At 64.9% G+C, this 19,985-nt stretch carries 22 protein-coding genes; 9 read left to right on the top strand and 13 right to left on the bottom strand.

The window, feature by feature from the left end; genetic code table 11:
• Positions 1 to 121: 121 nt before the first annotated feature.
• The 6 genes from QA645_RS10700 to QA645_RS10675 form a co-directional block, all read right to left on the bottom strand.
• A complete protein-coding gene (locus QA645_RS10700; RefSeq protein ID WP_254133565.1) occupies positions 122 to 811 on the bottom strand; it encodes a response regulator transcription factor in 690 nt (229 codons plus the stop codon).
• Complete coding sequence (locus QA645_RS10695) at positions 808 to 3,531, bottom strand: sensor histidine kinase KdpD (RefSeq protein WP_283050075.1); 2,724 nt, start codon at positions 3,529 to 3,531, stop codon at positions 808 to 810. Before QA645_RS10695 ends, QA645_RS10700 begins: the two co-directional genes overlap by 4 nt.
• Before the next feature lie 40 nt (positions 3,532 to 3,571).
• Complete coding sequence (locus tag QA645_RS10690; RefSeq protein WP_283050074.1) at positions 3,572 to 4,177, bottom strand: K(+)-transporting ATPase subunit C; 606 nt, start codon at positions 4,175 to 4,177, stop codon at positions 3,572 to 3,574.
• A gap of 59 nt (positions 4,178 to 4,236) precedes the next feature.
• The gene (gene kdpB, locus QA645_RS10685; RefSeq protein WP_283050073.1) at positions 4,237 to 6,351 is read right to left on the bottom strand and encodes a potassium-transporting ATPase subunit KdpB; all 2,115 of its coding nucleotides are present in this window, start codon (positions 6,349 to 6,351) and stop codon (positions 4,237 to 4,239) included.
• Between the two features lie 17 nt (positions 6,352 to 6,368).
• Positions 6,369 to 8,072 carry a potassium-transporting ATPase subunit KdpA gene (kdpA, locus tag QA645_RS10680; RefSeq protein WP_283050072.1) on the bottom strand — a complete coding sequence of 568 codons (1,704 nt, stop codon included), beginning with the start codon at positions 8,070 to 8,072 and terminating at the stop codon, positions 6,369 to 6,371.
• A 112-nt stretch (positions 8,073 to 8,184) separates the two neighbouring features.
• On the bottom strand, positions 8,185 to 8,274 hold the full coding sequence (locus tag QA645_RS10675; protein ID WP_035698142.1) for a K(+)-transporting ATPase subunit F: 90 nt from the start codon (positions 8,272 to 8,274) through the stop codon (positions 8,185 to 8,187).
• A gap of 621 nt (positions 8,275 to 8,895) precedes the next feature.
• Between QA645_RS10675 and QA645_RS10670 the strand changes: the two genes are divergently transcribed.
• The 8 genes from QA645_RS10670 to QA645_RS10635 all read left to right on the top strand — a co-directional run bounded on the left by QA645_RS10670 (position 8,896) and on the right by QA645_RS10635 (position 13,921).
• Positions 8,896 to 9,360, top strand: a complete 465-nt coding sequence (locus tag QA645_RS10670) for a hypothetical protein (protein ID WP_283050068.1) — start codon at positions 8,896 to 8,898, stop codon at positions 9,358 to 9,360.
• Between the two features lie 150 nt (positions 9,361 to 9,510).
• Positions 9,511 to 9,759 (top strand): hypothetical protein, encoded by a 249-nt coding sequence (locus QA645_RS10665; protein WP_283050066.1) that lies wholly within the window; start codon positions 9,511 to 9,513, stop codon positions 9,757 to 9,759.
• Positions 9,760 to 9,784: 25 nt separating this feature from the next.
• Positions 9,785 to 10,702, top strand: coding sequence for a 4-hydroxy-tetrahydrodipicolinate synthase (gene dapA, locus QA645_RS10660; RefSeq protein ID WP_283050065.1), 918 nt, complete (start codon positions 9,785 to 9,787; stop codon positions 10,700 to 10,702).
• Between the two features lie 127 nt (positions 10,703 to 10,829).
• Positions 10,830 to 11,021 carry a hypothetical protein gene (locus tag QA645_RS10655; protein ID WP_283050063.1) on the top strand — a complete coding sequence of 64 codons (192 nt, stop codon included), beginning with the start codon at positions 10,830 to 10,832 and terminating at the stop codon, positions 11,019 to 11,021.
• Positions 11,022 to 11,037: 16 nt separating this feature from the next.
• Entirely contained in the window at positions 11,038 to 11,394 is a 357-nt protein-coding gene (locus QA645_RS10650) for a hypothetical protein (RefSeq protein ID WP_283050062.1), read from the top strand.
• Position 11,395: 1 nt separating this feature from the next.
• On the top strand, positions 11,396 to 11,524 hold the full coding sequence (locus tag QA645_RS10645; RefSeq protein ID WP_283050061.1) for a hypothetical protein: 129 nt from the start codon (positions 11,396 to 11,398) through the stop codon (positions 11,522 to 11,524).
• 156 nt (positions 11,525 to 11,680) lie between these two features.
• A complete protein-coding gene (gene upp, locus QA645_RS10640) occupies positions 11,681 to 12,316 on the top strand; it encodes a uracil phosphoribosyltransferase (RefSeq protein WP_254133574.1) in 636 nt (211 codons plus the stop codon).
• Positions 12,317 to 12,349: 33 nt separating this feature from the next.
• Entirely contained in the window at positions 12,350 to 13,921 is a 1,572-nt protein-coding gene (locus QA645_RS10635; protein ID WP_283050060.1) for an AMP-binding protein, read from the top strand.
• Between the two features lie 7 nt (positions 13,922 to 13,928).
• Here the strand turns inward: QA645_RS10635 and QA645_RS10630 are convergent, their stop codons facing one another.
• From QA645_RS10630 to QA645_RS10605, 6 genes are read right to left on the bottom strand one after another with little or no spacing between them, the layout of a single operon-like run.
• A complete protein-coding gene (locus tag QA645_RS10630) occupies positions 13,929 to 14,840 on the bottom strand; it encodes a flagellin (RefSeq protein ID WP_283050058.1) in 912 nt (303 codons plus the stop codon).
• A gap of 19 nt (positions 14,841 to 14,859) precedes the next feature.
• Positions 14,860 to 16,635 (bottom strand): flagellar hook-associated protein FlgK, encoded by a 1,776-nt coding sequence (flgK, locus tag QA645_RS10625; protein WP_283050056.1) that lies wholly within the window; start codon positions 16,633 to 16,635, stop codon positions 14,860 to 14,862.
• A gap of 18 nt (positions 16,636 to 16,653) precedes the next feature.
• The gene (locus tag QA645_RS10620; protein ID WP_254133578.1) at positions 16,654 to 17,127 is read right to left on the bottom strand and encodes a flagellar protein FlgN; all 474 of its coding nucleotides are present in this window, start codon (positions 17,125 to 17,127) and stop codon (positions 16,654 to 16,656) included.
• A 9-nt stretch (positions 17,128 to 17,136) separates the two neighbouring features.
• Positions 17,137 to 17,397 carry a hypothetical protein gene (locus tag QA645_RS10615; protein WP_283050054.1) on the bottom strand — a complete coding sequence of 87 codons (261 nt, stop codon included), beginning with the start codon at positions 17,395 to 17,397 and terminating at the stop codon, positions 17,137 to 17,139.
• A gap of 3 nt (positions 17,398 to 17,400) precedes the next feature.
• Entirely contained in the window at positions 17,401 to 18,666 is a 1,266-nt protein-coding gene (flgE, locus tag QA645_RS10610; protein ID WP_283050053.1) for a flagellar hook protein FlgE, read from the bottom strand.
• Positions 18,667 to 18,697: 31 nt separating this feature from the next.
• A complete protein-coding gene (locus tag QA645_RS10605) occupies positions 18,698 to 19,366 on the bottom strand; it encodes a FlgD immunoglobulin-like domain containing protein (protein WP_283050051.1) in 669 nt (222 codons plus the stop codon).
• Between the two features lie 37 nt (positions 19,367 to 19,403).
• Here QA645_RS10605 and QA645_RS10600 point away from each other — a divergent pair, with 37 nt between their 5' ends.
• Positions 19,404 to 19,535, top strand: coding sequence for a hypothetical protein (locus QA645_RS10600; protein WP_283050050.1), 132 nt, complete (start codon positions 19,404 to 19,406; stop codon positions 19,533 to 19,535).
• 91 nt (positions 19,536 to 19,626) lie between these two features.
• On the opposite strand, the gene QA645_RS10595 is transcribed toward QA645_RS10600, so the two are convergent.
• Positions 19,627 to 19,899, bottom strand: coding sequence for a hypothetical protein (locus QA645_RS10595; protein ID WP_283050048.1), 273 nt, complete (start codon positions 19,897 to 19,899; stop codon positions 19,627 to 19,629).
• Positions 19,900 to 19,985: the final 86 nt, after the last annotated feature.

The raw sequence follows: 19,985 nt of genomic DNA, 5'->3' as shown, positions 1-19,985 counted from the left end.
TACGCCGTCACTAATGTGAGCGTCGTAGGATGGGTAGAGCGCAGCGAAACCCATCACGCATCTTCAGGCGCCGAGGGATGATGGGTTTCACTGCGCTCTACCCATCCTACAGATCTGAGTCTCAATCCCCAGCCTTGAGCCGGTACCCGATCCCCGTCTCCGTCAGCACATATTGCGGCCGCTCCGGATCGGCTTCGATCTTCTGGCGAAGCTGGCGGACATAGACGCGGAGATATTGCGCGTCGGTCAGCTCGTCCCAGAGCTCCTTGAGCAAAAATCTGTGGGTCAGCACCTTGCCGGCGTGCTGCACCAGCACGCGCAGAAGGTCGTATTCCTTCGGCGAGAGTTTGACGTCGCGCTCGCCGAGCTTGACGATGCGGCGCACGAGATCGACGGAGAGATCGCCGGTGCGGAAGACCGGGCGTTCGCCCTGCACCTGCAGCTGGTGCCGCAACGCGGCGCGCAGGCGCGCCAGCAACTCGTCCATGCCGAACGGCTTGGTCAGATAATCGTCGGCACCGAGATCGAGCGCCTGCACCTTGCCGGCCTCGTCGCCGCGGCTCGACAGCACCACGATCGGAACGTTCTCATTGCGAGCGCGGATGGTGCGCAACAGCTCATGGCCCTGGATATCCGGCAGGCCGAGATCGAGGATGATCAGCGCGGGATCTTCGGTGAGCTTCTCCAGCGCAATCTTGCCGTTCGACGCCTCCAGAATCTCGTAGCCCTGCGTCGAAAGCCCCATCCGCAGCAATTTGCGGATCGGCGGCTCGTCGTCGATCACCAAAACCTTGATCGGGGCAGCACTCATGCGGCGGTATCCAATGCGTGGGTCTGCGCCGGAACGGGCAGACGGATGGTGAGGACCGCGCCGCTCCGGTCGCTGCGGTTGGCGGCCGAAATCGTGCCGCGCATTGCCTCGACGAAGCCGCGCGAGATGGCAAGCCCGAGGCCGGTGCCGGGACGGACATGATCGCCCTTCTGCACGCGATAGAACTTGTCGAACACGCTTTCGAGCTCGTCGGGCGGAATGCCGGCGCCCTCGTCGGCGACCTCCAGCACCACCTGATCGCGCTCGCGCCGGCTCTTGATCGCAATCGTGGTCTCGGGCGGCGAATATTTCGCGGCATTGTCGAGCAGGTTGAACAGCACCTGTTCGAACAGCACGGCATCGAGCTCGAGCATCGGCAGATCGGCGGCCAGCACCAGCTCGACCTTGTGCGCAGTGAGGATTTTCGATGCCCGACGCAGCGCGCTGCCGACGATCTCGCCGAGATCGTGCAGCGCCGTGTTGGGCACGATGGCGCCGGATTCGAGCTTGGTCATGTCGAGCAAATTGGCGATGAAACGGTTGAGCCGCTCGGATTCGTCGATGACGGTTGCAAGCAGATCGCGCTTCTCGGTATCGGACAGCGCGCCGGCGAGATCGCGCATGGTCGAAGCCGCGCCCAGCACGGAGGCGAGCGGCGTCTTCAGATCGTGCGAGATCGATGTCAACAGCGCGGAGCGCAGCCGCTCGGATTCGACGGTACGCTTGACCCGGTCCATGTCCTCGACCAGCAGCACGCGCTCGATCGCGAGCGCACCCTGGTCCACCAGCGCGTCCAATAGACGGCGCTGGTCCGGCGTCAGCAGCGGGCCGGTGCGGTCATTGTCGATGCCGATCACGCCGATCGGGCCGCGCCCGGTGCGCATCGGCAGGAACAGGCGCTTGGCGCCCGGCAGCGTATCCGAACCGCGGCCGGCGGAGCGGTCATTGCTCCAGGCCCAATTCGCGGCGGCAAGATCGGCCTGGTCGAGCTGGTCCTCCGGCGGATAGCCGGATTTCACCGTCAAAAGCCCGTCTTCCGGCAGCAGCAGCACGACACGGACCTTCAGCATCAGCGCAATCTGATAGGCCGACGCCCACAGCACGTCGTCGAGCGTGGCGGTGCCGGCAAGCTTGCGGCTGAAAGCATAGAGCTGCTCGGTCGTGCGGATGCGGCCGATCGCGGTGTCGGCCTGCGTACGCACGCGCGCCGCGACATTCGACACCAGGATCGCGATCAGCATGAAGAAGAAGAACGCCGCGACGTTGGTCGGGTCCGTGATGGTGAAGGTGTAGACCGGCGGCAGGAAGAAGAAATTATAGGCGAGCGAGGCAGCCAAGCTCGCGAGCAGCGACGGCCACAAGCCGTAGCGCACCGCGACGGCCACCACGGCGGTGAGCAGCACGAGATCCACGTTCTCGATGCCGAAGCGCGGCTGCAGCAGAACCGCGGCGCCGAGGCCGACCAGCACGATGCCCAGCGACTTCAGATAGGGCAGCGGATTGAACGGCTCGGACCGCGCAGCGGTCTGCACCGCCGCCTTCGGCGCAGCCTCGTCCGGCAGCTCGTCGCCGGGAATGACGTGAACGCTGATATTGCCGGCGCGGCGCACCAGATCATGCACGACCGAGCCGCGCGCCATCTCGAACCAGCGCGAGCGCGTCGACTTGCCGATCACGATCTGGGTGACGTTGTTGCCTTGCGCGAAATTGATGACGTCGTCGGCGATGCGGCGGCCGACCGCAGGGATCGTCAGCGCTTCGCCGCCGAGCGATTCCGCGAGCCGCAGCGTGTCGGCCAGCCGGTCGCGTTCCTGGTCGGAGAGCTGAAGCGAGCGCCGCGTCTCGATCGAGATCGCGGTGAACGGTGCATGCAGCCGGTCGGCCAGCCGCTTGGTGTAGCGCACGAGGCCGGCCGCACGCGGGTCCTCGCTGACGCAGACGAGGATGCGCTCGCCCGCAGCCCAGGGGCCCGCGATGGCGTTCGCCTGCATATGCGTGAGCAGCTGCTCATCGACCCGCTCGGCGGTCCGCCGCAACGCGAGCTCGCGCAGTGCGGTCAGATTGCCCGGCGAGAAATAATGCTCCAGCGCCCGCTCGGCCTGCTTGGGGACGTAGACCTTGCCCTCGCGCAGGCGCTGGATCAGATCGTCGGGCGTGAGGTCGATCAGCTCGATCGCATCGGCGCGATCGAAGATCGAATCCGGTACGGTCTCGCGCACCCGCACATGGGTGATCTGCGCGACGACGTCGTTCAGGCTCTCGATGTGCTGGATGTTGACGGCGGTGTAGACGTCGATGCCGTGGGAGAGCAGCTCCTCGACGTCGAGATAGCGTTTTGGGTGACGACTGCCGGCTGCATTGGTGTGAGCAAGCTCGTCGACCAAGGCGATCTTCGGGCGCCGTGCGATCACCGCGTCGAGGTCCATCTCCTCGACGATCTGGCCGCGGTACTCGAGCCGCTTGCGCGGGACCAGTTCAAGCCCGCGCACCAGCGCTTCGGTCTCGGCGCGGCCATGGGTTTCGACGAAGCCGACCACGACATCGATGCCGGCCTTGCGCCTGGCATGGGCGCTTTGCAGCATCTCGTAAGTCTTGCCGACGCCGGGGGCGGCGCCGACGAAGATTTTCAGCTTGCCGCTCGCGCTCTCCTCCCGACGCGCGGCTTCCAGCAGCGCCTCGGGAGACGGACGTTGTTCGGGATCGCGGCGCTGTTGAACCATCAGGCCAATATAATCATCCGGGCATTCCCAGCCTAGAGCGCTACTTCGCGGACGCACGATCCAGTGCGAGGTTCAGGGCAAGAACGTTAACCCGGGGTTCGCCGAGCAGGCCGAGCAGACGGCCCTGGGTGTTGGAGGCGACGAGCGCCTTCAGCGCATCCTCCGACATATTCCGCGCCTTCGCGACGCGCGGCACCTGGAATTGCGCCGCTTCGGGGGAAATATCGGGATCGAGACCGCTGGCCGAGGTCGTGACCAGATCGACCGGCAACGGGGCGTTCGGGTTCTCGGCTTTCAGTTTGTCCACATCCTCCTTCAGCCGGTCGGCCAGCGCCTTGCTGGTCGGGCCGAGATTGGAGCCGCCCGAATTGGCGGCGTTGTAGGGCGCCGATACGGTCTTGGTCGCATCATTCGGGTCCGGCGCAAGCGTCGCCGAGGGACGGCCGTGGAAATATTTGTCGTCCTTGAATTCCTGGCCGATCAGGGCGGAGCCGACCACCTTACCGTCCTTCTCGATCAGGCTGCCTTTCGCCTGAACGGGGAAGATTGCGCCGGCAATGCCGGTCATGGCGAGCGGATAGGCCAGGCCCGTGATGGCTGTGAGCACCAGCAGGAGGACGATGGCGGGACGGATTTCTCTGAGCATGTGTATCTCCAATGTCTTCGTCGCGGCCCGGGCGCGCGCTGCGCAACCCGGGAAGACGGTTAGGCCAGGTGCAAGGCGACGACGACGAGGTCGATCGCCTTGATGCCGATGAAGGGAATGACGATGCCGCCGAGGCCGTAGACCAGCAGGTTGCGCCGAAGCAGCGCACCGGCCCCGACCGCGCGATAGGCGACGCCCTTCAATGCGAGCGGGATCAACCCGATGATGACGAGCGCGTTGAAGATGATCGCCGACAGGATGGCGCTCTGCGGACTCGACAGGTTCATGACGTTGAGCACGTTGAGCTGCGGATAGAACGCCAGGAACATCGCCGGGATGATCGCGAAGTATTTTGCGACGTCGTTGGCGATCGAGAAGGTCGTCAGCGCACCGCGCGTCATCAACAGCTGCTTGCCGATCTCGACCACCTCGATCAGCTTGGTCGGGTTGGAATCGAGATCGACCATGTTGCCGGCCTCGCGCGCCGCCTGCGTGCCGGTGTTCATGGCGACGCCGACATCGGCCTGCGCCAGCGCGGGCGCATCATTGGTGCCGTCGCCGCACATGGCGACCAGCTTGCCCTTGGCCTGCTCGTCGCGGATCAGCTTGAGCTTGTCCTCGGGTGTCGCCTGCGCCAGGAAATCGTCGACACCCGCCTCTGCCGCGATCGCGGCCGCCGTCATCGGGTTGTCGCCCGTGATCATGACGGTGCGGATGCCCATGCGGCGCAACTCGGCAAAGCGCTCGCGGATACCGCCCTTGACGATGTCCTTGAGCTGGATGACGCCGAGCAGCCTGCCATCCTTGGCGACCGCGAGCGGCGTCCCGCCGGCCTTCGAGATCTCGTCCGCAATGGTCTGGATTTCACGGCCGATGTCCGAGAGCCCGGCGGGCTGAATGGCGCGCGCCGTATTGCCGGAGGCAACAGCCAGCGGCGCGCCGCCGCCGACATAGTTCAGCATGGCGTCGACCGCGCCCTTGCGCACCGACGATCCACCGGCATCGACGCCGCTCATGCGGGTCTGCGCCGTAAATGGGATGAAGGTGGCGCCAAGTTCGGCCATGTCGCGGCCGCGGATGCCGTACTTCTCCTTGGCCAGCACCACGATAGAACGGCCCTCCGGCGTTTCGTCGGCGAGCGAGGCGAGCTGGGCAGCGTCAGCCAGTTCCTGCTCGCTGACGCCCCGCACGGGACGGAACGCCGTCGCCTGCCGATTGCCGAGGGTGATGGTCCCGGTCTTGTCGAGCAGCAGCGTATCGACGTCGCCGGCGGCCTCCACCGCACGGCCGGACATTGCGAGCACGTTGAAGCGGACCAGACGGTCCATGCCGGCGATGCCGATGGCCGACAACAGCGCGCCGATCGTGGTCGGGATCAGCGTCACGAACAGCGCGACCAGCACAACGACCGAGATCGAGCCGCCGGCATAGGCGGCGTAGCTCGGAATGGTGACGGTGGCGAACACGAAGATGATGGTGAGGCCCGCCAGCAGGATATTGAGCGCGATCTCGTTCGGCGTCTTCGCCCGCTCGGCGCCTTCGACCAGCTTGATCATGCGGTCGATGAAGGTCGAGCCTTGCGCTGCCGTGATGCGGACGCGGATCCAGTCGGACAGCACTTGCGTGCCACCGGTCACCGCGGAACGGTCGCCGCCGGACTCGCGGATCACGGGCGCGGATTCGCCGGTGATGGCGGCTTCGTTCACGGAAGCGACACCCTCGATCACCTCGCCGTCCGAGGGGATGGTATCGCCGGCCTCGACCAGCACGATGTCGCCGACCTTCAGGCTCGTTCCCGCCACGAGCTTGAAGTCCCGGCCCGCGCCGGTCAGGAGCTTGGCCTGGCTTTCGGTGCGGGTCTTGCGCAGCGAATCTGCCTGCGCCTTGCCGCGCCCTTCGGCCACGGCTTCGGCGAAATTGGCGAACAGCACCGTGAACCAGAGCCAGAGGATGATCTGGAAGGTGAAGCCGAGATTCGCGCCACCCGTGACGAGGTCGCGCAGGAAGATCACGGTGGTGAGCGCGGCCACGATCTCGACCACGAACATCACGGGGTTCTTGATCATCAGCCGCGGATCGAGCTTGGTGAAGGACGCGCGGATCGCGGGCACGACGATCTTGGGATCGAGCATCGCCGAGACGGAGGCGCGTTTTTGCAGTTTCATGGTGTCCATGGAGGTCACTCCGACAATCAGAAGACGTTACCGGCGTTCATCGCGAGATGCTCGACGATCGGGCCGAGTGCGAGAGCCGGGAAGAAGGTGAGGCCGCCGATGATCAGGATCACGCCGACGACGAGACCGACGAACAGCCCGCCGGTGGTCGGGAATGTGCCCGCCGACGGCGGAATGGATTTTTTCGCGGCCAGCGAGCCCGCGATCGCCATCGCCGGGACGATCATGAAGAAGCGGCCGACGAACATCGCGCTGGCGAGCGTGAGGTTGTAGAACAAGGTGTTGCCGGTGAGGCCCGCAAACGCCGAGCCGTTATTGCCGGTCGCCGAGGTGAAAGCGTAGAGCACCTCGGTGAAGCCATGCGGGCCGGCATTGGCCATGGAGGCAACCGCCGCCGGATAGACCACGCCGACCGCAGTCCAGCCGAGATACATCAGCGGCAGCACCAGGATCGCGAGCATGGCCATCTTGACCTCGCGCGCCTCGATCTTCTTGCCGACATATTCCGGCGTGCGCCCGACCATCAGGCCGGCGACGAAGATCGCGAGCACGACGAACAGCAGCATGCCGTAGAGGCCGGCGCCGACGCCGCCGATGATGATCTCGCCAAGCTGCATATTGATCAGCGGAATCATGCCGCCGAGCGCCGTGAAGCTGTCGTGCATCGCATTGACCGCGCCGCAGGAGGCGGCGGTGGTGACGACGGCAAACAGCGAGGACGCCACGATGCCGAAGCGGACTTCCTTGCCCTCCATGTTGCCGCCGGTGAGGCCGAGCGCCTGCAGCGTCGAGGTGCCATTGGCTTCGGCCCAATAGGTGACGGCGACGCCGGCGACGAACAGCACGCCCATGACGGCCAGGATCGCCCAGCCCTGACGCTGGTTGCCGACCATGCGGCCGAACACGTTGGTCATGGCCGCGCCGATCAGGAAGATCGACAGCATCTGCACGAAGTTCGACAGCGCGGTCGGGTTCTCGAAGGGGTGCGCGGCGTTGGCATTGAAGAAGCCGCCGCCATTGGTGCCCAGCATCTTGATCGCGACCTGCGAGGCCACCGGGCCGACCGCGATGGTCTGCTTGGCGCCTTCGAGCGTGGTGGCATCGACATAATCGCCGAGCGTCTGCGGCATGCCCTGCGAGATCAGGAACAGCGTGTAGACCACGCAGATCGGCAGCAGCACATAAAGCGTCGTGCGGGTGACATCGACCCAGAAATTGCCGACGGTGCGCACCGAGGCACGCGAGAAGCCGCGGATCAGCGCGACCGCGAGCGCGATGCCGGTGGCCGCCGACAGGAAATTCTGGTGCGTCAGGCCGACCATCTGCACCAGATAGGAGATCGTGCTCTCGCCGCCGTAGTTCTGCCAGTTGGTGTTGGTGATGAAGGAGATCGCGGTGTTGAAGGAGAGATCTTCGGCGACCGCGCCCTGCCCCGCCGGATTGAAGGGCAGCACGGCCTGCAGGCGCATCACGCCGTAGATGATGAGGAAGCCGCCGACATGGAACAGCAGCATGGCGACCGTGTAGGTCAGCCAATGCTGCTCGCGCTTCTCGTCGACGCCTGAGATCCAGTAGATGCCGGCCTCGATCGGGCGCAGCACCGGCGACATGAACGTCCGCTCGCCGTTGAAGACGCGCGTCATGTACCAGCCGAGCGGCTTGGTGAGCGCGACGATGATAACGCAGAAAAGAATGATCTGGAGCCAACCGATCACAGTCATGGCATTAACCCTTCAGGCTTGGTGTCCGTCGCAACAGCGGCAGGAGCACCACGAGCAGGCAGCCGACGAGCCCAATGTCCGCCAGCAGCAATTCGACAAGGAGCAGCACGGCTCAGAACCGTTCCGGCCGCAGCAGCGCGTAGGTGAGGTAGATCAGGAGGCCGAACGAGACGGCGCCCGCGAGCGCATAATCGAAGATCATGGTACGCTCCCTCACAACCGTTCGCAGGCGTAGGTGTAGCCGATCGCAAGGGCAAAGAAGGCGAAGCCCAGCGCCAGCATCAGAATGTCCATCATGGGATTGCTCCTCGTTGCGTCCCGCTATCGGGAGCAACTCTTTCTCGGGGACCCGGCGGAGCTCGTGGAGGGAATCGCAATGCAATTCCACGGCCCAAGCGGGACTTTTGACCGTGTTGAAGTGCCACCACGGACATAGGTTTTCGAGACGAGGGCTATGGCGAAGTTATAGGAATCTCATAAAGGCGGCGCGTCGTTCCTGAGAGACGCGATGCGCTATCGGCTCACTCCGCCGTCATCCCCGCGAAGGCGGGGATCCATGACCCCAGGGAGATGTTGCGGGGCGAAACCGGTAACCGCGAGTCATCGCCAAACTCCTCCCTGTGGCTATGGGTCCCGGATCTGCGCTTCGCTTGTCCGGGACGACAGCGGAGGTTGTTGCGCGACTATCGAAGCGGCTCCGGCCACCTCGACTTTTATGACATTCCTATATCTCACGCCCCGCTCCCATCTCGTTTTCCAATGTCCTTCCCGCCATCCTGAAGAGGCCGGCCGACTGACCGACGCCAATTCCAGGAGGCCCGAGATGACCGCTCTGCGACTCTACGATTTACCCGCGCTTGGCGACCGACTGCGCAATGCGCAGGGCATGACGCGGCCGTTGATGCTTGAGATCATCGACAGGGCCTGCCGCCGCTTTCCCTCGCTCGGACAGACCGAGCGCACCGCCCGCCTCATGCGCCTGATCGACGCGGAAGCCTGGGCCGATGCGGCGCTGGCGCTGATGGAGCTCGAACTGCCGCTATGGCATGTCCGCCGTATAGCCTATGACGAAGGTGAATGGCATTGCGCGCTCTCGCGTGAGCGCGAGTTGCCGGATTGGCTCGACGCGGCTGTCGAGGGATGCCACGGCGACCTCGCGATCGCGCTGCTTTCGGCCTTCGTCGAAGTCCAGGCATTGGCCGTGGAAGCATCCCGACCGAGCGTTCCCAGCGTACGCCCCGCGCCGGACTCGCTGTACGAACCGATCGCCTGCGAGAACTTCAGCTGATCGAACACCAGGCCTTGATACGAGGCCTTATGGCGCTCCTATGAGATCGCCGCGCGTCCTCTCTCGAAATCCTATCCCTTCGAAAAGATATTGATGCGGCGGTCGCGGGACGAGATCCCGCCGCCCGCATCAATTGGAAGGACCAAATCCGTGAAACTCGTCGAACCTCCCTCGTGCAGCTCCCTCTCAAGCATCGTCTTCATCGGCCGGAACCACAGGGGACAGTGGGTCGTGCAGGAGCAGAACGGCCTTTATGGCGGCCTGTTCGTCAGCCGCGCCCAGGCCATCAAATACGCGCTGTTCGAGAACGGACAGCATCCCGAGACCATCGTCGAGCTGCCGCGCGAGATCGAGCTCGACATGGGCAGACACCCCGACCTCTCGCAGCGCGCCGCCTGAGCGGACCGCATTCGGCAAGCAAGCCATGTTCATTCCTCCTTCAGCCTGGTTCACCGGCTTCATTCCGGATCTGCCGACGCCGTTCGAGGCCGCTGACACGATCGACCTCGAGGCGTTCGCCGCACTCTGCGAGCGCCAGGTTGCGGCCGGCGTTCCCGCGCTCGTGGTTTGCGAGACGGCGGGCGAGGCACCGACACTCTCGCCCGCCGAGCAGGAGCTCGTCATTCGCACCGCGGTCGACGTCGCCCGCGGCCGGTCGCGGGTCATCGCGGGCGCGATGTCGAATGCCACCGGCCGCGCCGTCGAACTTGCGCGGCGCGCGGAAGCGGCCGGCGCCGACGCCATCATGTCGGTGGTGCCCGCCTACAACAAGCCGACGCAGGAGGGGATGCTCGCGCATTTCCGCACCATTGCTGGCTCGACCGGACTGCCGGTGATCCTGCACGACATTCCCTCCCGCACGCTGCGCCCACTCGCCGACGAGACCCTTTTGCGTCTCGTCGAGTCGCGCCAGTTCGTCGGCCTGCGGGATGGCGGCGGCGACACCACCCGCCCGATGCGCCTGAGCCGGCTGCTGCCGGCGGGCTTTCGGCTGCTGTCCGGCGACGATGCGACCGGCTTCGGCTATATCGCCGGCGGCGGCGATGGTGCGATCTCGGAAGTTTGCAACATCGCACCGGACCTGTGCCGGACGATCTTCTCGCAGGTCAGGCAGGGTCGCCTCCAAACAGCGCGCTATCTGCACAAGCGCCTCGTCCCGCTGATGACCTGCCTCTCCCGGGAAAGTCCGGCCGCGCTCAAACATGCCCTGAGCGTGCTTGGCCTGATGTCGGCCGCGACACGGCTGCCGATCGTGCCGCTGGACGCTGCCGCGCAGAGAGAGGTTGTGCGGGCATTTGCCGCGATCGCCGACGAGGATCTGATCGACAATGTCGGCGCGTAGAGCGCGCCTTTATGGCGCGCCTATATGACGGCGCCGCCGCCCGTCTCGCATTCATATGCCGCAATACTCATCATGAGAGGCAGGTTGGAGCGACGGTCTCGTCGCCCCACAGACAAGGACTTCTGACATGTCGATGCTGACTCAGGGCTTTGAACGGTCCTCCAACTGGTCTGAACGCCCGGTACGGATCCCTGGTGAGCGCAAAGCCCAACTCAAGCGCGTCGCGATGCGCACACTCGCGGTGCTCACGATGGGCAGCGTGCTCACGGCGCTGATCGCGCTGAAGACCGCGATCTTCGTCTGGCACCTCCACGCCTGAAGTCCCGGTGACCACCATGACCTTGCAGATGTGTGAGGAGGCCGCCATGGCCGCAATTGCTCTCCAAGCCACTCACCGCCAGAAGCGGCAGGTGCCGGCGGCGGAACTCAGGCCGCTCGATCCCGATGTGATCAGCGACGCCATTCCCGCCTTTTTCATCGGACGCAACCAGGCCGGCCTCTGGGTCGCCCGCGAGGCGCACGGACGCATCGGCGGCTTGTTCCTGTTCAAGAGTTCGGCCGTCGATTTCGCCCACCGTCAGAGCCGGCCGGCGCGCTGCGCGCTGGTGTTTCCCACCGAGACCTTCGAGCTCGACATCGAGAACCACGGCAATCCGCTGATCGCGCTCGTGGCGCGGTTCCTGAGGCGGTAGCATGCCGCTCTTCAAAGGACATCTCGAGCACGCGGTCACCACCACGATCATGACCATGACGCTCAGCCTGGTCTGGGGTGCGGTCCTGACGATCGTGATCACGCTCGCTGCCCGCGGGCTTGGCGTCTAGACGTCACGGCGATCGACCGCGAATTGACCATGGCTGCCTACGAGGCAAGCAACCGGGCGCGAATGGCGGTCGCACAGCCCGGCCAGGCCGCCCCCTCGTTGCGGAAAACGTCCGGCCGATCTGGCGCAGTTTCGTGGAACCGTGTAGATCGGTTTCATGAGCACAAGCAGCGTCAACGTCGTCGCCCACCCCCTGGTCCAGCACAAGCTTTCCCTGATGCGGGAGAAGGACCGCTCGACCAAGAGCTTTCGCGAGATCCTGAACGAGATCGGGATGCTGCTCGGCTACGAGGTGACGCGCGACCTGCCGCTGGAGCTGGTCGAGATCGAGACGCCGATCGCGCCGATGCAGGCGCCGAAGATCGCCGGCAAGAAGCTCACGCTGGCGCCGATCCTGCGCGCCGGCGTCGGCTTCCTCGACGGCATGCTGGCGCTGATGCCCTCGGCCCGCATCGCCCATATCGGGCTCTACCGCGACCCTGATACGTTGCAGGCCGTGGAATATTACTTCAAGGCGCCGCAGGACCTGTCCGACCGCACCGTGATCCTGATGGACCCGATGCTGGCGACCGGCAATTCGGCCTGCGCCGGCGCCTCGCTGCTCAAGGACCGCGGTGCCCGCGACATCCGCTTCGTCTGCCTGCTGGCGGCGCCCGAGGGCGTTGCGAAGTTCCAGGACGAACACCCGGACGTGCCGGTCTGGACCGCCGCGATCGACGAGCGGCTTAACGATCACGGCTACATCGTGCCGGGCCTCGGCGATGCCGGCGACCGGATGTTCGGCACCAAGTAGACAGGTTTGCGCGATCGGGCTACTCCGGTCGCCATGCAAGCCGATCATGTTTCACTGCAATCGCTGATCGGATCGGAGACTGCCGCCGGTCCTGCCTTCGTGTTCGACGGCAAACCCGTCTCGCGCGCGGAGTTTTCAGGGATGGTCGCGCAGACCACGGCCTGGCTCGCGGCGCAGGGTATCGGCAAGGGCGACGTGGTCGCGGTCTGGCTGGTCAACCGGGTCGAGTGGGTCGCACTGCTGTTCGCCGCCGCCCGACTGGGTGCGGTCGTCGCGGCCGTCAACACCCGCTACCGCAGCGCGGAAGTGGCACATCTCCTGAAGCTGTCGGGCGCCAAGCTGCTGGTTGTCGAGGCGGCGTTTCGCTCGATCGATTTCGCCGCCATTCTCGCCGATATCGCCAAGGTTGATGTCCCCGCGCTGCAGGAGCTCGCGGTGGTCGGCGCGGATGCGATCCCCGCGCAATGGCCGTGCGTGCGGTTCGATGCGTTCGAGAAGCGCTATCCGCCGGCTCCCGCCTTGGTCGACGACATCGACCTCCCCGTGCTGCTCTACACCACATCCGGCACGACCAAGGGACCCAAGCTCGTCGCGCACTCGCAGCGAACGCTGGCGACCCACGCCAACGCGATTGCCAAGGCGCTCCAGCTCGCGCCGCAGCGTCACTCGCTGCTCGCAATGCTGCCGTTCTGCGGCACCTTTGGTATGACGAGCCTGCTCGGCTTCATCGCCGCCGGCGCGACCGTCCACGTGCTCGACGCCTTCGAGGCCGCACCGGCGCTGAAAATCCTCAGCGCGCACAGGATCACGCATTCCTTCGGCTCCGACGAGATGTTCCGCCGCATCCTCGCGCTCACCGACGCGCAGCGGCCCTTGCCGCATCTCGAAGTCTGCGGCTTTGCAGCCTTTCAGCCCGGCTGGCGCGAGCTGGCCGCAGAGGCCGAGGTGCGCGGCCTGCCGCTACACGGCCTCTACGGCTCGAGCGAGGTGCAGGCGATGTTCTCGATCGCCCGTCCCGGCGACGCCTTCGCCGATCGTATCGAGGGCGGTGGCTGGCCAATGTCCCCCGAGGCCAAGGTCCGCGTGCGCGATACCGAGACCGGCGAGCTTGCAGCGCAAGGCATCTCCGGCGAGATCGAGATCAGCGCGCCGTCGCGCTTCCTCGGCTATTTCAACAACCCCGATGCGACGCGCGATGCGATTACCGCGGACGGCTTCTTCCGCACCGGCGACATCGGCCGGCTGCGCGACGGCGCCTTCGTCTATGAGACCCGCGCCGGCGACGCGATGCGGCTCGGCGGCTTCCTGGTCGCGCCCGGCGAGATCGAGGACGAGCTCAAGTCCTGTACCGGCGTCGCCGATGCCCAGGTCGTCGCGGTCGACCTGAAGGGCCAGGCGCGCTGCGTCGCCTTTGTCATCGCGGCCGGCACTTCGCCGCACCAGGAGGTGCTGACGGCACGCCTGCGTGAGCGGCTCGCCGGCTACAAGGTCCCGGCACGGATCTATGTCGTGGACGCCTTCCCCGTGACCGACAGCGCCAACGGAATCAAGATCCAGCGCGCAAAACTTCGCACCATGGCGATGGAGCGAATCGCGGCCGAATAGGCCTCGCCTATTTCAGGTAGCTCGCCAGATTCATGCTGAGGATCTTGGACATTGCCGAATACGACGCGGTGAGCTGGGCCTGGTAGGTCGAGAGCTGGGCGGTGATGGCGGCGACATCGACGCCGGTGAGGTCGTTCGACAGGCTTTCGGCGTAGCTCTTGTAGTCGGTCTGTTGCGTGCTCGCCGACTCGATCGAGGACGCCGAGCTGGAGAGTTTTGCCTGCACCGCCGCGGTGTCGTCGAGCGCCGTGCTGGCGAGATCGAGCGCGCTGGAAATGTCCGAGGACGACAGCGAGGTGCTGTTGGCTACGAACTTCAGCACGCGCATGACTTCCTCGAACGCCGAATTGTCGGCGGTCACGCCATAGGACACGGTGTTGTCGGCGGCCACGCGCACCGAGGCTATTTCGTCGTCACCGTTGTAGTAGCTGGTATCCGCCGTGGTGGTAGAACCCGTGCCCGAAGAAAAGCTGGTGAGGTCGACCGGCGCCGTATCCGTCTTGCCGCCCGCAAAGACATACTGGCCGTCATACTGCGTGTTCATCAGCGAGCCCATCTGCTCCAGCATCTGCTGGGCGGACGAGATCACCGAGTTCGTTTCGGTCGAGCTCCCGGTCGAAGCAGCGCTGAGCTGGGAGCGGAGTTGCGTGATGATGTCCGTCATCGAGCCGACGGCCGAATACATCACCTGAACCTTGCTGTCGGCCAGCGTGGCCGCATCGATATAGGACTGCGCGCGCGTCACCGAGACCTGGAGGTTGACAACATGCTGCGCGTTCGAGCCGTATCCGCCGAAATCGGTCGAGATGACACCCGACGATTCCTGGACCTGCTCGTTGGCCATGACCGACTCCACGCGCATCGCGTCGGCGATCATCTTGCTCGACTGGGCGAAGGTGGCAATCCGCATCGCGACCATGGAGCTGCTCCCCCGCGCCTTACGACGATTGCACGGCGGTGATCAGCGCCGAGTACATGCTGTTGATAGCCGAGATCAACGCGGAGGCCGCCGTGTATTGGTTTTGCAGCGTGCTCAGATTGGCCGATTCTTCGTCGAGGTTGACGCCCGACTGCGACGAGAGCGAGCTCGCATAGGTCGACTGCGCGGTCTCCTTGGCGGTGTAGTTGGTGGACGCCTGCGAGGCCTTGCTCGCGACGTCGGCCACGATGGTCGAGGCATAGTCGGCAAAGGAGCCGGTGGTGGCGGCGAGCCCTCCGGTAGAGGAAAACGTCCGTGAGGCCGTCAATGCGCTGTAGAACGCATTGACCACGGTCGCGGATCCCGACGTCAGCACACTGCTGCCGACCGTGAGGGTCGACGAGGAGTCCAGCGTGGCGAGCTGCAGCTCGTTGGTGCCGGACAGGATGCTACTGTTGACCGCGATATCCGACGCGCTCGTTCCGGTCACGAGATCGTTGAGGCCAAAATAGTCGGAAAATCCCTCGCTCGAGCTACCGACCGAGCTGGTCATCTCGTTGATGGCAACGCCGTTGCCCGAGCCTGTCGCCGTGATCGAAAGATGGCCATTCGAATCGACCGACGCCGACATCCCGGAAATGCCATTGATGGCGGTGACGAGATCGCCGACCGTGGAATAGGACGACAGGTCCAGATCGCTGTAGGAGACCAGGTTGCCGCTCTGGTCGGTCACGGCGAGACGCACTGTGCCGGTGGCGGACAACGTCGTGGCGCTGGTGACACTGGTCGTTCCGGTCAGGCTGGTCGGCGCCGGCACCGAGGAGGCGCTGTTCGAGACGGTGTTGACCGCGGAGGCAAGCTGCGTTGCGAGCTGGTCGAGCTGGGACTGTGCCGCCGGCAGGGTCTTGTCGCGAAGGGTGATGAGGCCGCCGATGCTTCCGCCGGTGATCTGGGAGGTAATGTCGACGCCGTTCACCGTGATCGCGCTGAAACCGCTCGACGAGGAGCCGGCGGTGTAGGTCGTCGACGACGACACGTTGGCGGCGGCGGTATAGCTGATCTTGTGTGCGGAAGAGTCGACCAGCGCCTGCCCGGTCGTGGTGTAGATCTGGAGATCACCGTTCGACGCCGTGTAGTAGCTGACGTTCATCTTCGAGGCGACGTCCTGCAGCGCGGCGTTGCGCTGGTCCTCCAGGTCCGCGGTCGACTGCCCGGTTGCCGCCGTCTGCTTGATCTCCGCGTTCAGATCCGCGATGTTCTGCAGGTCCGTATTGACGTCGTCGATCGACGACGAGATATCCTGGTCGGCGTTGGAGCGGAGCTTCTGGATACCGCTCGATGTCTCCCGCAACTGGCTCGTGACGTCGTCGAGCGCGCTGATGACGTTGGATTGCAGCGAGGCGCTGCTCGGCGTGCTTGCCAGCGACGACAGCGCGGATTCCAGCGAGGCAATGCTGTTGGCCAGCGAGGTCCCGGTCGACGAGCTGTCGGTGCTGCTGGTCGAGCCGTAGAGCTTCTCCAGCGAGGTCAGATAGCTATTGGCCGTGTCGGCCGAACCGAGATCGGAGTCGGCACCGACCAGCGACTTCAACAGCAGCTTGTCGACCGTCGAGGTGATGCCCGTCACCGTGACGCCGGTACCGACGCCGTTGGTGACGCTGCTCGACTGGTTCGCGGTCTTTTTGGTGTAGCCCGTCGTGTCGGCGTTCGAAATGTTCGACGACGTCACGCTGATCTGCACCGACGTGGACGACAGGCCGCTGAAGGCGATCGATCGTGCGATATCGAGCGACACGGCGGACTCCCCTGCTCGTCAGGCGCTGCGGCTGGTGCCGCTGGAGACGGCGCGTGCGGCCACCCGGCCGGAGGCGCCATAGGGCGACACCGCCGCGATCTGCTCGCGGATCGCCTGCATGACCGCTTCGATCCGGCGATTGCTGGCCTCGATCGCGGCGCGCAGGCGCACCAGATTTTCGTCCATCGCCGCGCGCAGCTTCAGGATCCGATCCAGGAGCTGCTCGCGCAGGATCCGGTCCCGCACGGTCAGCGTGGTCCCGCCCGCCGCACATTCGGCGACGGATCGCTCGAAAATCTCCGCCAGCCGGTTCTTCTCGTCGACCTGCTTCAGGCGTGAGGCCGGGAGGCCCTTGGCGAGTTCGGCGTTCTCTTCCGCGACCAGCGCGGTCAGGACGTCGATCAGTCCGATCAGCGACTTGATCCGGGCGTCGCCGCTTGCGGCGTTGGTCCGCGTGGCTTGGCTATTGGCTTGGGCTACACTCATGGTCATCGCCTTCTTCTAATTGTGCCGTTTGCCGCGATGGGCTTGCGAGTTGCGCAGATAAGCACCGATCGCGGTCGTCCTGACGGTCGCCTGTTTCATCTCGCCCTCGATCTCTGCGCATTCCTTCAACAGGCCGCGGCGGGTCGTCTCGATATCGTCGAGCAAGGCGAGGAGCTGTTTGTGGTCGGTGTCCTTCACGGTTGCGGCCCGGGCCACCAGCCGTCGCAGCCGGCGCAGCAGCGCTTCTCCGGCGGCTTTGGCCTCCTCGCTGCGCATCGCTCACCTCATCGCCGAGATCAGGGTGTCGTACATCTTGCTGACGGTAGAGATGACCTGAGAGGCCGCCGAATAAGCCTGCTGCGCCGAGATCATGCTCGAGAACTGGCTGGAGGTATCGGTGGTCGAGGATTCCAGCTCGCTGCCGTAGATCGTCCCCGCACCGTTCTCGCCGGACGCCTGCAACGCCGCATTCCCCGACGTCACCGTCGCGGAATAGAGGCCGTCGCTGGCGGCGGAAAGGCCGGTTGGATCGGCGAAAGTCGCCACCGCGATCTTGTAGATCGCGATGGTCTGGCCATTGGAATAGGTGGCGTCGACGATGCCGTTCTTGCCGATCGAGATGCTGGACAACTTGCCGTAGGACAGGCCGTCCGAGGAGATGCTGGTGACGTTGACGGTCGGCGTTGTCTCGCCCGAGGCGTATTGTGTGAGACCGTCCGTGCCTCCGGCGGTACCGAGGCTCATCGTGATCGTGCTGTCCGCTGCACCATCGGTCCAGCCCGTCACCGCGACGGTCGCCGGGCTCGGGCTGGTGCTGGCAAGCGAGCCGTCGCTGTTGAAGGTGATGGCGATCGTGCCCGAGGCCGTGCCGGTCGCGGTCGTGGTGTCCGACGTCGAGGTCGGATTGGCGAAGCTCGCGCTCCACGTGTTCGTCCCGGTCTTGGTCCAGGTGACCTGCATCGAGTTCGCCGCACCGAGCGAATCGTAGACGGTCATCGAGCTGGTATAGGTATCGCCGGTCGCTGCATCCGACGGCAGGTTCGCCGCAATCGTGGTCTTTGTGGTGGCGCTGCCGCTGGTCGAGGCGACCTGGGTGTTGATGGCTTCGAGATTGCTCGCCGATTCATTGCCGACGACGTTGCCGTCCGAATCGGTGCGCCATCCCTCGAGGTAGCTGCCATTGTTCTCGAGATAGCCCGCGTTGTCGGTCGAAAAGGCGCCGTTGCGCGTATAGGACGTGGTGCCGCCCGACGTGGCGCTGGTCACGACGAAGAAGCCCGAGCCCTGGATCGCGACGTCGGTCGCGTTGGAGGTCGCGGCAAGCAGGCCTTGCTGGGTGATGTTGGCGCGACCCGAAACGGTGACGCCGCCCGAGGCATAGGAGGTCGCGTTGCTCGACGCGGTCACGAGGTCGTCGAACATCGCCGACGTCGTCTTGTAGCCGGTCGTGCTGGTGTTGGCGATGTTGTCGCTGATCATCGACAGGGACTGGCTCTGCGCGCTGAGCGCGGAGATCGCCGAAGAGAGTGCACCGGTGAGACTCATGAAGAAACTCCAGAGGGATCAGGACGTAGGATCAGGACGTGACGCCGATGATGTCGGCGGCGCTGACGGAGACGCCGTTCACGGTCAGCGATGGCGTGGACGTGGATGTGTCGATGCCGGTCACCGTGCCGGAAATGGTGGTGTAGTTGAGCACCGAGTTGCCGGCGGAATCCGTCGCGGTCACCGAGATGGTGTACTGACCGCCATCCGTGAGCTGGGTGCCGCTGGAGTTCTTGCCGTCCCAGGTGAAGGTGTTGGATCCGGAGTTGCCGGTCCCGGTGCCGGTGTAGACGGTGTTACCGGAGGAGTCCTTGATGGTGATCGCGACGTCGGAAGCGGCCGACGACAGCGAATAGCCGAACGTCGCCGAGCCGTTGCTCAGGGTCGACGTGTCGGTCTTCGCCTCGACGGTGTGGCCGATATAATTGACCGAATTGAGCGTCACGAGGCTCGAGAACGAGCTGGAGAGCGACGTCAGATTGGAGTTGATCGACTGCTGCTGGCTGAAATTGGCGTAAGAGGTGAGCTGATTGATGAAGTCGGTGGTCGAGGTCGCGTTCAGCGGATCCTGGTTCTGAAGCTCGCTGACGAGCAGGCTCAGGAAATCGCTCGAGGTCAGCGTCGAACTGGACGAGGTGCTCGACGATGACGACGTCGTCGTGGTCGCAGTCGTTGCGGAACTCGTTGCGGAAACTGTCATCAGAAACTCCGGCTTTCTCGCGCGGCCGGCGACGACGATGTCGGTCAGCGCGCTTGAAATCTGTGTGCTGATGAAACGCGTGGCCTCGCGGATTCAGGCGCGGATTCACCCGCGCAAAAATCGCTTTCGACACGGCAAAAACTGCCGCGTGCGCAGTATTCGGGAATGATGAAAGTGCGCTTACGAAAAAGCGCAGCCGCTCGCGCGTGTGGGCACGAGCGCAAAAGTCATTGGGATCGGAATGTCAGAGAAAGAGCCGTTCAGCTGCCCGCGGTCTCGCCTTCGGTGCGCGGCTCGGCGGTGTCGCTCTTCATTTTCGCGGCGGCGGCGGCGATACGGTCGGCGAGGCCTGCGGGCGCCCGGACCGGAGGTGCGGCGAGCGCCTGGCGCAAGGCGCGCATCTCTTCCAGCAAGGCCTGGGCAGAGCAGGAACGCTTCAGCAGCTCTTCGGCGGGCAGACGCCGGTCGTCGGGCCAGAGCGAGAGATCCTCGCCCAGCCGGTCGATCAGTTCCTCAAACTCGGTGACGTCCATCGCCCGCCGATCCCGCCTCGGTCAGGCCCCTCATAAAGCATTGCAGGTGCGGCGGAAACCGATTTCCGGCAGCTTCGCGCGCCAAA

Origin of the sequence: Bradyrhizobium sp. CIAT3101 (genome assembly GCF_029714945.1) — a bacterium.
Lineage (GTDB): Bacteria > Pseudomonadota > Alphaproteobacteria > Rhizobiales > Xanthobacteraceae > Bradyrhizobium.
This window is presented reverse-complemented; position numbering and strand designations above follow the sequence as displayed.

Coding starts and splice junctions, on each gene's coding strand:
- QA645_RS10700 (WP_254133565.1), bottom strand. CDS start 811: ATGAGTGCTGCCCCGATCAAGGTTTTGGTGATCGACGACGAGCCGCCG.
- QA645_RS10695 (WP_283050075.1), bottom strand. CDS start 3,531: ATGGTTCAACAGCGCCGCGATCCCGAACAACGTCCGTCTCCCGAGGCG.
- QA645_RS10690 (WP_283050074.1), bottom strand. CDS start 4,177: ATGCTCAGAGAAATCCGTCCCGCCATCGTCCTCCTGCTGGTGCTCACA.
- kdpB (WP_283050073.1), bottom strand. CDS start 6,351: ATGGACACCATGAAACTGCAAAAACGCGCCTCCGTCTCGGCGATGCTC.
- kdpA (WP_283050072.1), bottom strand. CDS start 8,072: ATGACTGTGATCGGTTGGCTCCAGATCATTCTTTTCTGCGTTATCATC.
- QA645_RS10675 (WP_035698142.1), bottom strand. CDS start 8,274: ATGATCTTCGATTATGCGCTCGCGGGCGCCGTCTCGTTCGGCCTCCTG.
- QA645_RS10670 (WP_283050068.1), top strand. CDS start 8,896: ATGACCGCTCTGCGACTCTACGATTTACCCGCGCTTGGCGACCGACTG.
- dapA (WP_283050065.1), top strand. CDS start 9,785: ATGTTCATTCCTCCTTCAGCCTGGTTCACCGGCTTCATTCCGGATCTG.
- QA645_RS10655 (WP_283050063.1), top strand. CDS start 10,830: ATGTCGATGCTGACTCAGGGCTTTGAACGGTCCTCCAACTGGTCTGAA.
- QA645_RS10650 (WP_283050062.1), top strand. CDS start 11,038: ATGACCTTGCAGATGTGTGAGGAGGCCGCCATGGCCGCAATTGCTCTC.
- QA645_RS10645 (WP_283050061.1), top strand. CDS start 11,396: ATGCCGCTCTTCAAAGGACATCTCGAGCACGCGGTCACCACCACGATC.
- upp (WP_254133574.1), top strand. CDS start 11,681: ATGAGCACAAGCAGCGTCAACGTCGTCGCCCACCCCCTGGTCCAGCAC.
- QA645_RS10635 (WP_283050060.1), top strand. CDS start 12,350: ATGCAAGCCGATCATGTTTCACTGCAATCGCTGATCGGATCGGAGACT.
- QA645_RS10630 (WP_283050058.1), bottom strand. CDS start 14,840: ATGGTCGCGATGCGGATTGCCACCTTCGCCCAGTCGAGCAAGATGATC.
- QA645_RS10620 (WP_254133578.1), bottom strand. CDS start 17,127: ATGACCATGAGTGTAGCCCAAGCCAATAGCCAAGCCACGCGGACCAAC.
- QA645_RS10615 (WP_283050054.1), bottom strand. CDS start 17,397: ATGCGCAGCGAGGAGGCCAAAGCCGCCGGAGAAGCGCTGCTGCGCCGG.
- flgE (WP_283050053.1), bottom strand. CDS start 18,666: ATGAGTCTCACCGGTGCACTCTCTTCGGCGATCTCCGCGCTCAGCGCG.
- QA645_RS10605 (WP_283050051.1), bottom strand. CDS start 19,366: ATGACAGTTTCCGCAACGAGTTCCGCAACGACTGCGACCACGACGACG.
- QA645_RS10600 (WP_283050050.1), top strand. CDS start 19,404: ATGTCGGTCAGCGCGCTTGAAATCTGTGTGCTGATGAAACGCGTGGCC.
- QA645_RS10595 (WP_283050048.1), bottom strand. CDS start 19,899: ATGGACGTCACCGAGTTTGAGGAACTGATCGACCGGCTGGGCGAGGAT.